We start from the raw sequence: 12475 nt of genomic DNA, 5'->3' as shown, positions 1-12475 counted from the left end.
ATCCCCTTGAAAACACCAGGGGCCCGGGCGCCAAATGACGCCCAGACCCCTGTTTTTGTTCAAAAATCCGGAATGGCGGGGAAAACCCGCGCCCTATTCCCCGTAGGTGGGGTGGAACAGCCCGCCCGGCGACAGGGTGAAAATCTCGCACCCGTCGGCGGTAACGCCGATGGAATGTTCGAACTGCGCCGACAGCGACTTGTCGCGCGTCACGGCGGTCCAGTCATCGGCCAGCACCTTGGTCTCGGGGCGGCCCAGGTTCACCATCGGCTCGATGGTGAAGAACATCCCCTCTTCCAGCACCGGGCCGGTGCCGGGGCGGCCGTAATGCAGCACGTTGGGCGGGGCGTGGAACACGCGGCCCAGCCCGTGGCCGCAGAAATCGCGCACCACGCTCATCCGGTGGCTTTCGACGAAGCTTTGGATCGCATGGCCGATATCGCCAAAGGTATTGCCGGGGCGCACTGCCTCGATCCCCTTGAACAGCGCGTCATGGGTCACCTGGATCAGACGCTCGGCCTTGCGGCTGAGCTTGCCCGCGACATACATCCGGCTGGTATCGCCGAACCAGCCATCGACGATCACCGTCACGTCGATATTCAGGATATCGCCATCCTTCAGCTTCTTGTCGCCGGGAATGCCGTGACACACCACGTGGTTCACACTAATACAGCTGGCATGCTGATACCCGCGATAGCCGATCGTGGCGGATTTCACCCCCGCGTCGTCGACCATCTTGTTGATCAGGCGGTCCAGCTCGCCCGTTGTCTGGCCCGGCACCACATGGGGTGCGATCTCGTCCAGAATCGTTGCCGCCAGCTTGCCCGCCGCGTGCATCCCGGCGAAATCCGCCGTTTCGTGAATTCTGATGCCGTCCTTGGTCAGGCGGCCGCGCGTGCCATCGTCCAAAACACCACTCCGATCTGCTTTGCGGTTTATCTAAGCATCTTTGCGCCAAAGGGCCAGACCGGCGCGGCAGGGAACCGCAGGGGTGGTTCGTGCGTTCGACCCGTACGTCGCGAATTATGCAAAAAATGGAGAGACTTGTTCGATGGAAGCGCTGCGCGAGCTGATGCAAACCGAAATCTACAGCGGAAAGACCCTTGGGGATTTCGTCACGCTGGAATTCCTGGCCGACATTCTGGGCAGCGTTCTGGCCGTCATCGTGATTCTGATCCTGGGCTTCATCGTGTCGGCCTGGGCCAAGCGCCGGATCGTCCGCATCGGCGAGGCGCACCCCAAGCTCGACAACACGCTGTTCCATTTCCTGGGCAATATCGCGCGTTACACCATCCTGGGCTTCGCGGCGCTTTTCGTGCTGAACACTTTCGGCGTTCAGACGACGTCGATCGTGGCGGCCATCGGTGCGGTGGGTCTGGCCATTGGTCTGGCATTGCAGGGCGCGCTGTCGAATGTTGCGGCGGGCGTGATGATCATCATCTTCCGCCCCTTCAAGCTGGGCGATTTCATCTCGGTCAACGACCGCACCGGCACGGTCAAGGACATCACGCTGAACAACACCGTCCTGGCGGACCTGAGCAACGTCAAGACCATCATCCCCAATGCCGAGGTCTGGGGAAACACGATTTCGAACTTTTCGGCCTATGACACGCGGCGCGCCGAATGGACCTTCGGCGTGGGCTATGGCGCCGATCTGGACCGGGCCGAGCGTGTGATCCGCGACACCGTCATGGCCGATGCCCGGTCGAAATCCGATCCCGCGCCGTTCATTCAGGTCAACAACCTGAACAGCAGCTCGGTCGATTTCCTGGTCCGGGTCTGGGTCGATGCGGCGGATTACTTTCAGTATCAGGCCGACATCAAGCGCAAGGTCAAGGACGCGCTGGACAGCGAAGGGATCGACATCCCCTTCCCCACGCGCACCCTGGTGCAAGCCGCCTGAGCCCTATCCCGGCAGGTCAAAGGGCAGCGCCGCACCCGGTGCAACCCCTTCGGGCGTGATCTGGCAGCCCAGCGCCAGCACGCCCACCCCCGCCTGCACTGCCGCCGTCAAACCGGCGGCATAGGCCGGGTCGATATCGTCGGCCACGCTCACCCGGTCGGCATCGGTGCGCTGCACCAGATACAGCATCAGCGCGCGGCCGCCCTGGGCCGTGACCCCGGCCAGCTCGTGCAGGTGCTTCAGCCCGCGTGCGGTGACGCTGTCGGGAAACTCGGCCAGCCCCGGCTGGCGCGACAGGGTGACGCTTTTGACCTCGACAAAGATATCGCCTTGCGGGCCGGACAGCAGGAAATCGATCCGGCTGTTCTGGCCGTATTTCACCTCGGCCCGGACGCTTTCGTAATCCGGCAGGCCCGGCACCTGACGGGCGATCAGCGCATCGCGCAGCGCCCGGTTGGGAACCGATGTGTCGACCCCGGTGAAATGACCGTTGTCATGTTCGACCAGCCGCCAGCCGTATTTCAGCTTTTTCTTCGGGTCGTCATTGGGTTCCAGCCAGACTTTCGTGCCCGGTTCGGCCAGCCCCATCATCGAGCCGGGATTGGCGCAATGGGCCGTCACCTCGGCCCCGTCGGTCAGCGTCACATCGGCCAGAAAGCGTTTATAGCGGCGGACCAGCCGCCCCGGCACAAGAGGGGTTTGAAAGCGCATGCGCGCCACCTATACCTCTGATAAGCAAACGACAAGGAGGCTCCGATGACCAACCCGACCGCAGCAATGCTGGTAATCGGTGACGAGATCCTGTCAGGCCGCACGCGCGATGCGAACATGCATTATCTGGCCAACGAGCTGACCAAGCACGGCATCACCCTGAAAGAGGCGCGCGTGGTGTCGGATGACCGCGACGCCATCGTGGCGGCGGTGAACGATCTGCGCGCGGCGTTCGACACCGTCTTCACCTCGGGCGGGATTGGCCCCACCCATGACGACATCACCGCCGATTGCATCGCAGCGGCCTTTGGCGTGGGCATCGACATTCGCGACGACGCGCGGGCGCTGCTGGCCGCGCATTACGCCAAGACAGGCGCCGAATTCAACGCCGCGCGCCAGCGCATGGCGCGCATCCCCGATGGCGCGACCCTGATCGACAACCCGATCAGCGTGGCGCCCGGCTTCACCATCGGCAATGTGCATGTGATGGCGGGTGTGCCGAATATCTTTCAGGCGATGGTGGCCTCGGTCCTGCCGACGCTGACGGGGGGCGATCCGTTGCTCAGCCAGACGCTGCGGATCAATTGCGGCGAGGGCGAGATCGCCGGTCCGCTGTCGGATCTGGCCGCCGATTTCCCGGATCTGTCGATCGGGTCCTATCCGTTCCAGCGCGACGGCGCCTATGGGTCGAATATCGTGATCCGGGGCACCGATGCGGGCCGGATCGACGCCGCCATGACCCACCTGTGCGACCGGTTCGCGGGGGCGCTGTGATCGACCCGGCAACGCTTTACACCGCGATCGCGGCGACATGGCCGCCCGCCGCGACCCGGCGCGTCGGCCCCTGGACGATCCGCGATGGCCAGGGCGGGGGCAAACGCGTGTCGGCCGCCACGGCGGACGGACCGTTTGACGCGGGCGACCTGCCCGCCGCCGAAGACGCCATGCGCGCGCTTGGGCAGGACCCGCTGTTCATGATCCGCGCCGGGGACGATGCGCTGGACACCCTGCTGGCCGATGCCGGTTACCGCGTGATCGACCCGGTTCAGGTCCGCGCCATCCCGGTCGCCGATCTGGCCCAGCTGCCGCCGCCGGTCACCGCGTTCACCCTGTGGCAGCCGTTACAGATCACGCAAGAGATCTGGGCCGCGGGCGGGATCGGGACGGAACGGCTGGCGGTGATGGACCGCGTGACGGGCCCAAAGACCAGCGTTCTGGGCCGTGCGCGCGACCGCGCTGCCGGGGCGGCCTTTGTCGCGATCCACGGGGAAATCGCCTTTTGCCACGCGGTCGAGGTCGAACCCACCCAGCGTCGGCAGAAAACCGCCGTCAACATGATGCGGCTGGCCGCATGCTGGGCCCAAGATCGGGGCGCCACGACTCTGGCCGTTCTGGTGACCGATGCCAACGACGCGGCCAATGCGCTCTATGCTTCCCTGAACATGCAAGTTGTGGGACACTACCACTATCGGATCAAAGCGCCCGAAGAGGCCTGAGCAGTTGACCACCAAGACCAAGACCCCCACCGCACTGGACCTGCCCCCGGTCAGCCCCCTGCCCGAGGACACACAGAAATATTTCGACATCTGCGCCGAAAAGCTGGGCCTGATCCCGAATGTGTTGCAGGCCTATGCCTTCGATATCGACAAGCTGAACGCCTTTGCGGCGATGTACAATGACCTGATGCTGGGCCAAAGCGGGCTGGACAAGACCGAGCGCGAGATGATCGCGGTCGTGGTGTCGTCGATCAACCGCTGCTGGTATTGTCAGGTGGCGCATGGCGCCGCCCTGCGCGAGCTGTCGGGCGACCCGGTTCTGGGCGAAGCGCTGGTGATGAACTATCGCGTCGCCGATCTGTCGCCCCGCCAGCGCGCAATGCTGGATTTCGCCGTCAAGCTGACCGAAGGCAGCGCCCGGGTCGAGGAACCCGACCGCCAGGCGTTGCGCGATGTGGGCTTTTCGGATCGTGACATCTGGGACATCGCCGCGGTTACCGGCTTCTTCAACATGACCAACCGGATGGCATCGGCCGTCGATATGCAGCCGAACCCGGAATATCACGGTTCACACCGGTGATCCGCGCCCTGGCCATAGCCCTTGCGCTGTCCGCGCCGGGAACGGCGGGGGCGTTTTCGCTGGAGTTTCCCGCCGGTGCCTCGCGCGCGGCGGAACGGATCGAGGAACTGACCAGCTTTCACCTGCCCATCGGCCCGTGGGAGGCTGGCGAAGTTCAGACGCTGTGGGCCGAAGGCGCGCTGTTGCAGCAGGCCTGGCAAATCCCGAGCGAGGGGCAGACCACGTTGCAACTCCTGGCGCCGCTGCGCGATCAGTTGACGGATGCGGGGTTCGAGATCCTGTTCGAATGCGCCGATGCCGATTGCGGCGGGTTCGATTTCCGCTATGCCACCAATGTGATGCCGGAACCGGCCATGCATGTGGATCTGGGCGATTACCGCTTTCTGTCGGCCCAGCGCATGGGCGAGACCAAGCCGGAATACGCCTGTCTGCTGGTCAGCCGATCGTCACGCCGCGGGTTCGTGCAACTGGTGCGCATCGGCCCCGAAGACGGGTTGCCGACGGTCTCCAGCACCTCCAGCAAGGGCGCGGTCGCGCCCGCCGCACAGCCGATCATCGCGACGGGGCCGCTTTCGGAACAATTGGAAACCACCGGCCGGCTTATCCTGGACGATCTGCGGTTTCAGACCGGCTCGTCCAGCCTGGATGGCGAGGATTACAGCTCGCTTTCCGAACTGGCGGCCTATCTGCGCGCCAATCCGACACGCACGGTGGTTCTGGTCGGCCACACCGATGCCGAAGGCAGCCTGGACGGCAACATCGCCCTGTCGAAGAAGCGCGCGCAATCCGTCGGCCGGGTGCTGGTGGACCGGTTCGATGTCGCCGCAAATCAGGTCGATGCCCAGGGCGTCGGGTATCTGTCGCCGATTGCCAGCAACCTGTCCGAAAACGGGCGCACCCAAAATAGAAGGGTCGAGGTGATCCTCACCTCGACCCGCTAGTCGTGCATCTTCACTCGCTACGACTGCTCGATTACCAGATTTCAGGCCCCTTTGCCGCAAAGCTTTCGACCAGAAAGTCGATAAAGGCGCGCACCTTGGGCTGGGTGAAACGCCCTGGCGGGTAAACCGCATAGATCCCCAGATTTTCGACCGGCAGATCCGGAATGGCCTCTTCCACCAGACCCGCTTTCATGGCGTCTTGATACAGGAAACTGGGCAAATAGGCGATGCCCAGCCCCGAAACGGCGGCATTCAGCAGCGACTGGCCGTCATTCACCGTCAGCCAGCCGGCGGTGCGCACCTGGCGCTTTTCGCCCGACGGCGCGGTGATCTTCCAGACATTGCCGCTGGACTGGTTGGAATAATGCAGCAGCTTGTGCTCGTTCAGATCGTCGATCTTCTGCGGGCGGCCGTATTTCGCGAAATATTCCGGCGAGCCGATCATCCGTTTGGTGGTGTCGGTCAGCTTGCGGGCGCGCAGGGTGCTGTCTTCCAGCTCGCCCACGCGGATGGCCATGTCGAACCCTTCCGAGATCAGCTCGACATAGCGGTTGTTCAGCACCATGTTCACGGTGATTTCGGGGAATTTCTGCAGAAACTCGCCCAGGATCGGCGACAGGTGGTTCACGCCGAAATCGGTCGCGACCGAGATGCGCAGCAATCCCGAGGGGGCGGATTGCATCGATGTGACCAGCGCGTCGGCCTCGCCCGCGTCATTCAGAACACGGCGGGCACGGTCGTAATAGGCCAGCCCGATTTCGGTGGGGCTGACACGGCGCGTCGTGCGATTCAGCAGCCGGGCCCCCAGACGGGCCTCCAGCGATGAGACGTGCTTGGAGACAGCGGATTTCGAGATCCCCATCTTCTTGGCTGCGTCCGTGAATCCCCCCTGATCCACAACCGTGGCGAACGCCTCCATTTCCGTCAATCGATCCATACCGCTTCCTTCACAATCTTATTCTTACCCCCGCGATCTGTATCCCCGCGAATTCGGGCGAGAATGGGGAAACTGCCCGACAATAGTGGGGTATTGATTGGATCGTTACGCGACGGGAAACAGGGAAAAAGGCATAATCCAATCAGGTGAAAATAACTAAGATATTGAATATAAATATATATAAATTGTCTTATGTGCGATATTACAGCATGGCAGCCAATCGCGCACCCTGATTTATCGCCCGCTTGGCGTCCAGCTCTGCGGCGACATCGGCCCCCCCGATCACATGGACATTGCGCCCTTGGGTGATCAGCGCATCGGCCAGGCTTCGTTCGGGTTCCTGTCCGGCGCACAGCACGATCGTATCGGCGGCGATCCACTCTGGATTTTCGCGGGCTGCGCCATGGCTGACCTGCAAGCCCTGCTCGGCGATGTTTTCGTAATTGACGCCCGCCTTCATCGCGACATTCAGCATCTTCAACTCGGCCCGGTGAATCCAGCCGGTGGTCTTGCCCAGCCGCTTGCCCAGTTTCTCGGGCTTGCGCTGCAACAATGTGACCTGACGCGCGGGACGCTCGGGCGCGGGGCCCGCGGGGTTCAGCCCGCCGCGATCCTGCGCGGGATCGGATACCCCCCAGAAGGCTTTCCAATCGGCCAGCGCCTCGGGCGCGTCATCGTGCTCGTGCGACAGGAATTGCGCGACATCGAAACCGATGCCACCGGCGCCGACAACGGCGACCTTGTCGCCCACCGGCGCACCGCGCAGCACGTCGATATAGCTCAGCGTGTTATCCCCGTCCTGTCCCGGTATCTGCGGATCGCGCGGGCGCACGCCGGTGGCGATCACGACCTCGTCGAAATCGGCCAGATCGTCGGGCGTGGCAACCGCGCCCAGCCGGGTTTCCACCCCGGCGCGGCCGACCATTGTGGCGAACCAGTCGACCAGGCCAAAAAACTCCTCTTTGCCCGGCACCTGCTTGGCCAGGTTCAACTGCCCGCCCAGCGCGTCGGCCTTTTCGAACAGCGTCACCGCATGCCCGCGTTCGGCCGCGACGATGGCGGTCATCATCCCCGCCGGGCCAGCGCCCACCACCGCGACGCGCTTGGGCGTGCCGGTCGGGGCATAGGTCAGTTCGGTTTCATGACAGGCGCGCGGGTTGACCAGACAGGTGGTCAGCTTGCCGCTGAACGTATGGTCCAGACAGGCCTGATTACAGGCGATGCAGGGCGCGATTTCATCGGCCCGCCCCGCCGACGCCTTGGCCACGAAATCGGCATCGGCCAAGAACGGGCGCGCCATGCTGACCATGTCGGCACAGCCCTGGGCCAGCACATCCTCGGCCACCTGCGGCGTGTTGATCCGGTTCGAGGTGATGATCGGGATCGACACCTTCCCCATCAGCTTCTGCGTCACCCAGGTGAACGCCCGGCGCGGGACAGATGTGGCGATGGTGGGGATGCGCGCCTCGTGCCAGCCGATGCCGGTATTGATGATCGTGGCGCCGGCCTGTTCGATTTCCTTGGCCAGCGTCACGACCTCGTCCCAGGTCGAGCCGTTGGGGATCAGGTCGATCATCGACAGGCGATAGATCACGATGAAATCGGGACCGACCGCTTCACGCACTCGGCGCACGACCTCGATCGGCAGGCGCATCCGGTTTTCATAGGACCCGCCCCAGCGATCGGTCCGCTTGTTGGTATGGGTCACCAGAAACTGGTTCAGGAAATACCCCTCGGAGCCCATCACCTCGACCCCGTCATAGCCTGCCTGCTGCGCGCGGGCGGCAGCGGTGGCGATGTCGGCGATCTGTTTTTCGATCCCCGCCTCGTCCAGCTCTTTCGGCGGAAAGGGCGAGATCGGCGATTTCACCGGGCTGGGCGCGACACAATCGGGGCCATAGGCATAGCGCCCCGCATGCAGGATCTGCATCGCGATCTTGCCGCCGTTTTCATGCACCGTGTCGGTCACCCGGCGGTGATTGGCGATATCGGTGTCGGTGAACAGCCCCGCAGCGCCGGGGAACACGCCGCCCTCGCGGTTGGGCGCCATGCCCCCCGTCACGATCAGGCCCACGCCCCCCGCCGCCCGTTCGCCATAGAACGCCGCAACCCGGCCCCAATCGCCGGTCTCTTCCAGACCGGTATGCATCGACCCCATCAGAACGCGGTTCTTCAGCGTTGTGAATCCCAGGTCGAGCGGGGCAAGCAGGTGCGGGTAATCTTTCATGGGTCTCCTCCTGGCGGCAACATTGCGGGCGGGTTACGCGAAAGTCACCCCGGACGCGGCGTCACCCGTCGGCGCAATGCCGGCGAAAGGCTTTCTTCAGCAGATCGAGCTCAGCCCGCAGCAGGTCGATTTCCGCACGCAGATCCTGATCCAGCGGCGTGCCGGTCAGGATCGAGAAATGGCCGATCTGGGTCCCGTCACCGTCCCGAACGATGAAGGTCTGCACGCCATCGGACAACAGCTCTGCCGGGATCGCGAAGGACACCAGAACCTGACCGTCGGTGCCCGGCTGCTGTTCGACCGCCACCCCGTCCAGCCGCATGCCCTGATGCCAGATTTCGACCACCGGGTCGTGCCGGTCGGTGGCGATGAGGCCCTGCCAGCGGCCATCGGCAATCGCGGATTGGATCAACTGCATCGGGGCTCCTGTCACAATTGCGCGCGCAGGCGGCGGCTGAAGGTCACGTCCCGCACGGTGATCTGGTTCATGCGCGGGCTTTCGATGATCAGATCCAGCCAGATCGCGTCGATGCGGGCCTCGTCCAGACCGGTATAGGCCAGATCGAATTCCGCATGGCACAGCGGATCGCCCACCGGCAATTCGCGCACCACCTGTTCGGTCCGCGTGCCGCTGCGCAGGTTCAGCCGGGCGAAAAGCTCCAGCGGGTACTCGACCTCGACGGTGAAATCGACGCGCAGGATATGTTCGCGGCTCATATCCGCGCAGGCCTCGGGCGGCAGGTCGATCACCAGCGACACGAAACTGCCCCGGCATTCCAGAACGTCGATTTGCAGCCCAAAGGCGGCCAGGTCGGCCTCGCGCCGGTTGCGGACCTGTCGCGCCGTCATCTCGGCCAGGGTGCAATCGTGGAACAGCTTGACCCCGGTATCCAGCTGGGTCCCCGCCTCGACCCCGCAATGGCCCGGCTGTGCCAGCACGTAACGCCAGAGATCCGGGCGCCAGGCCCAATCCACCGCGGGCAGCTTGCGCATCGCCATGGACCCGACCCGCGGCAGCGCAAGACGGCTGTCGGCCAGGCGGATCAGCCGATCCAGGGGCTGGCGCAGGGCGCGCGCCTCGGCCCGCAGCTCTTGCAGGCGGGCGGGTTCGATCCGGTCCGCGTCATCGGCATCGGCACGCCACCGCCGCAGCGCGCGGCGGTGTATCTGCTTGTCGATCTGGCGTTTGATCCTGCGGTCCATGCGCGATTGCCCTGCCTTGCCCGGACCCTATCGCCTGTCGTCGCAACCGGGCAAGGCCCGATGGGCGCAGCGGCTCATTCCCCGCCGCTGGCCGCGCGGATGCGGCTTGCGAATTCGTTCAGGGTGCTGAGCCCCGCATCGTCGCTGATCGGGCGATTGCGGAACACGAATAACGAGGCCGAAACCGTGCGCCCGTTCACATCGAAGATCGCGCGCCAGTAATCGTCCCGCAGATTGGTTTCGGCGGCCGCGCTCTGGTCGCTGGCATGGATGAAGAACACGTCCGACTGGCGGAACATGTCCAAGATCTCGACACTGTCGGGCCGTCCGTCCCGCGCCAGCGCCGCCCGTCCCGGGGACGAGGCGAAAAAGGCCCGCATCTGTTCGATCTCGATCTGCGAGGCCGGTGTGGGCGCCGGTTCCTGTGCAACGGTCGCCGTCAGAAGCGCGGGCACGCGCGGCGCCGGGGCATCGGCGTTGCGGCTGACCGCCGCGCAGCTGGCCATCATGACAAAGGCGGGCTGCAACCTTGCGCGGGTTGCGCTGCGATCCACGCAATAGCCATTGGGCCCGGCCACCGTCACCTGATTGCCCGCAACCGACACCCGGTCGACCGGGCTGCTCAGGCGGCTGACCAGCCCGCCGCCGCTGTCCATGCATCCCGCAAGGACAAGGGCGCCCAACAGCGCCCCCGCCACGCGGAACCGGTTACAGATCCATATAGATGTGCTTTTCCGCATTTGCCCCCGGATGCGTCACGGCGCCCTGGCGGGTCGGCCCCACAAGCTGCGCGTATTTCCACAATGCGCCACTGGCATAGATCGTGTCGCGGGGGCCTGTCCAGTTGGCTTTGCGCTCGGCAAGCGCTTCTTCGCTCAAGGCGACCGAAATTTCACCGGTAATCGCGTTGATGGTGATCTGGTCGCCATCCTGCAACAGGGCAATCGGCCCGCCATGCGCGGCCTCTGGCCCGACATGGCCCACGCAGAACCCGCGCGTCGCGCCCGAGAAGCGCCCGTCGGTGATCAGCGCCACCTTCTTGCCCATGCCCTGACCCGACAGGGCGGCGGTGGTGGCCAGCATCTCGCGCATGCCGGGGCCGCCTGCGGGGCCCTCGTTGCGGATCACGATGACCTCGCCTTCGTTATAGGCGCGCGCCTTCACGGCCTCGAACGCGTCTTCCTCGCATTCGAACACGCGGGCCGGGCCGGTAAAGACCTGCTGTTCCTCGTCCATGCCCGCGACCTTCACGATGGCGCCTTCGGGGGCCAGGTTGCCGCGCAGGCCCACGACACCGCCGGTGGCCGTGATCGGCTTGTCCACGGGATAGATCACGCGGCCATCGGCCTCGCCCTCGATCTTGTCCAGCGCCTCGCCAATGGTTTCGCCGCTGGCGGTCATGCAATCCTCGTGGATCAGACCCGCGCGGCGCAGTTCTTTCATCACCACTGGCACGCCACCGGCCTCGTACAGGTCCTTGGCCACATACTGGCCGCCCGGTTTCAGGTCGACGAAATAGGGCGTGTCCTTGAAGATATCGCAGACATCGAACAGGTCGAAATCGATACCGGCCTCATGCGCGATGGCGGGCAGGTGCAGACCGGCATTGGTCGACCCGCCGGTGCAGGCCACGACGCGCGCGGCGTTTTCCAGCGATTTGCGGGTCACCACGTCACGGGCGCGGATGTTGCGCTCCAAAAGGTTCATCACCGCCTCGCCCGAGGCCGTGCCGTACTGGTCGCGGCTTTCATAGGGCGCCGGCGCGCCCGAGCTGTTCAGCAGCGCCAGACCGATGGCTTCGGACACACAGGCCATGGTGTTGGCGGTGAACTGGCCACCACAGGCACCGGCCGACGGACAGGCGACCTTTTCCAGCGCGCGCAGTTCCTCGTCGGAATTGGCGCCCGCCTGGTGACGACCCACGGCCTCGAACACGTCCTGCACGGTCACATCGCGGCCCTGGAACCGGCCCGGCATGATCGACCCGCCATAGATGAAGACCGACGGCACGTTCAGCCGCACCATGGCCATCATCATCCCCGGCAGGGATTTGTCGCAGCCCGCCAGGCCCACGATGGCGTCATAGCAATGGCCGCGCATCGTCAGCTCGACCGTGTCGGCAATCGCCTCGCGGCTGGCGAGCGACGAACGCATCCCCTCGTGGCCCATTGCGATCCCGTCGGTCACGGTGATGGTGGTGAATTCACGCGGGGTGCCCCCGGCCTCCTTCACGCCCATCTTGACCGACTGGGCCTGACGGTTCAGTGCGATGTTACACGGCGCGGCCTCGTTCCAGCAGGTGGCGACGCCGATAAAGGGCTGATGAATCTCTTCCTCGGAAATCCCCATCGCATAGAAATACGACCGGTGTGGCGCCCGCGCGGGGCCTTCGGTCACGTGGCGGCTGGGAAGCTTGTCTTTGTCAAAGCGGCGCTTGAGCATGGAATCCTCCGAAGAACTGGCTGGGCAACGGAATA

General features: G+C 64.6%; 13 protein-coding genes. 5 read left to right on the top strand and 8 right to left on the bottom strand.

Annotated features, from left to right (window positions below; all coding sequences use genetic code 11):
- Positions 1-93: 93 nt before the first annotated feature.
- Positions 94-909, bottom strand: a complete 816-nt coding sequence (gene map, locus CLM60_RS00555) for a type I methionyl aminopeptidase (protein ID WP_095587315.1) — start codon at positions 907-909, stop codon at positions 94-96.
- Between the two features lie 142 nt (positions 910-1051).
- On the opposite strand from map, the gene CLM60_RS00550 reads away from it, so the two are divergent.
- A complete protein-coding gene (locus CLM60_RS00550; RefSeq protein WP_095587314.1) occupies positions 1052-1903 on the top strand; it encodes a mechanosensitive ion channel family protein in 852 nt (283 codons plus the stop codon).
- A gap of 3 nt (positions 1904-1906) precedes the next feature.
- Here the strand turns inward: CLM60_RS00550 and sfsA are convergent, their stop codons facing one another.
- Positions 1907-2614: a DNA/RNA nuclease SfsA gene (gene sfsA, locus CLM60_RS00545; protein ID WP_095587313.1), complete on the bottom strand. Its 708-nt coding sequence runs from the start codon at positions 2612-2614 to the stop codon at positions 1907-1909.
- 45 nt (positions 2615-2659) lie between these two features.
- On the opposite strand from sfsA, the gene CLM60_RS00540 reads away from it, so the two are divergent.
- The 4 genes from CLM60_RS00540 to CLM60_RS00525 are packed head-to-tail and all read left to right on the top strand — an operon-like array spanning position 2660 to position 5631.
- Positions 2660-3388 (top strand): competence/damage-inducible protein A, encoded by a 729-nt coding sequence (locus tag CLM60_RS00540; RefSeq protein ID WP_095587312.1) that lies wholly within the window; start codon positions 2660-2662, stop codon positions 3386-3388.
- Positions 3388-4110, top strand: coding sequence for a GNAT family N-acetyltransferase (locus CLM60_RS00535; protein ID WP_095587399.1), 723 nt, complete (start codon positions 3388-3390; stop codon positions 4108-4110). Before CLM60_RS00540 ends, CLM60_RS00535 begins: the two co-directional genes overlap by 1 nt.
- Before the next feature lie 4 nt (positions 4111-4114).
- On the top strand, positions 4115-4690 hold the full coding sequence (locus tag CLM60_RS00530; RefSeq protein ID WP_095587311.1) for a peroxidase-related enzyme: 576 nt from the start codon (positions 4115-4117) through the stop codon (positions 4688-4690).
- Positions 4687-5631 carry an OmpA family protein gene (locus CLM60_RS00525; RefSeq protein WP_095587310.1) on the top strand — a complete coding sequence of 315 codons (945 nt, stop codon included), beginning with the start codon at positions 4687-4689 and terminating at the stop codon, positions 5629-5631. Before CLM60_RS00530 ends, CLM60_RS00525 begins: the two co-directional genes overlap by 4 nt.
- A 31-nt stretch (positions 5632-5662) precedes the next feature.
- On the opposite strand, the gene CLM60_RS00520 is transcribed toward CLM60_RS00525, so the two are convergent.
- The 6 genes from CLM60_RS00520 to ilvD all read right to left on the bottom strand — a co-directional run bounded on the left by CLM60_RS00520 (position 5663) and on the right by ilvD (position 12440).
- Positions 5663-6568, bottom strand: coding sequence for a LysR family transcriptional regulator (locus CLM60_RS00520; protein WP_095587309.1), 906 nt, complete (start codon positions 6566-6568; stop codon positions 5663-5665).
- A 202-nt stretch (positions 6569-6770) separates the two neighbouring features.
- Complete coding sequence (locus tag CLM60_RS00515; protein WP_095587308.1) at positions 6771-8795, bottom strand: NADPH-dependent 2,4-dienoyl-CoA reductase; 2025 nt, start codon at positions 8793-8795, stop codon at positions 6771-6773.
- Between the two features lie 61 nt (positions 8796-8856).
- Entirely contained in the window at positions 8857-9213 is a 357-nt protein-coding gene (locus tag CLM60_RS00510) for a hypothetical protein (RefSeq protein ID WP_095587307.1), read from the bottom strand.
- A gap of 11 nt (positions 9214-9224) precedes the next feature.
- Positions 9225-9998, bottom strand: a complete 774-nt coding sequence (locus CLM60_RS00505) for a DUF6478 family protein (protein ID WP_245848085.1) — start codon at positions 9996-9998, stop codon at positions 9225-9227.
- 74 nt (positions 9999-10072) lie between these two features.
- On the bottom strand, positions 10073-10738 hold the full coding sequence (locus CLM60_RS00500) for a hypothetical protein (RefSeq protein WP_141246433.1): 666 nt from the start codon (positions 10736-10738) through the stop codon (positions 10073-10075).
- On the bottom strand, positions 10707-12440 hold the full coding sequence (ilvD, locus tag CLM60_RS00495; RefSeq protein ID WP_095587305.1) for a dihydroxy-acid dehydratase: 1734 nt from the start codon (positions 12438-12440) through the stop codon (positions 10707-10709). The genes CLM60_RS00500 and ilvD overlap by 32 nt, the downstream gene beginning before the upstream one ends.
- Positions 12441-12475 lie beyond the last annotated feature (35 nt).

It is taken from the genome of Actibacterium ureilyticum, assembly GCF_002285435.1.
GTDB lineage: Bacteria > Pseudomonadota > Alphaproteobacteria > Rhodobacterales > Rhodobacteraceae > Actibacterium_C > Actibacterium_C ureilyticum.
Note: the sequence above shows the minus strand (reverse complement) of the source record. Positions and strands in the feature narration are given on the sequence as shown.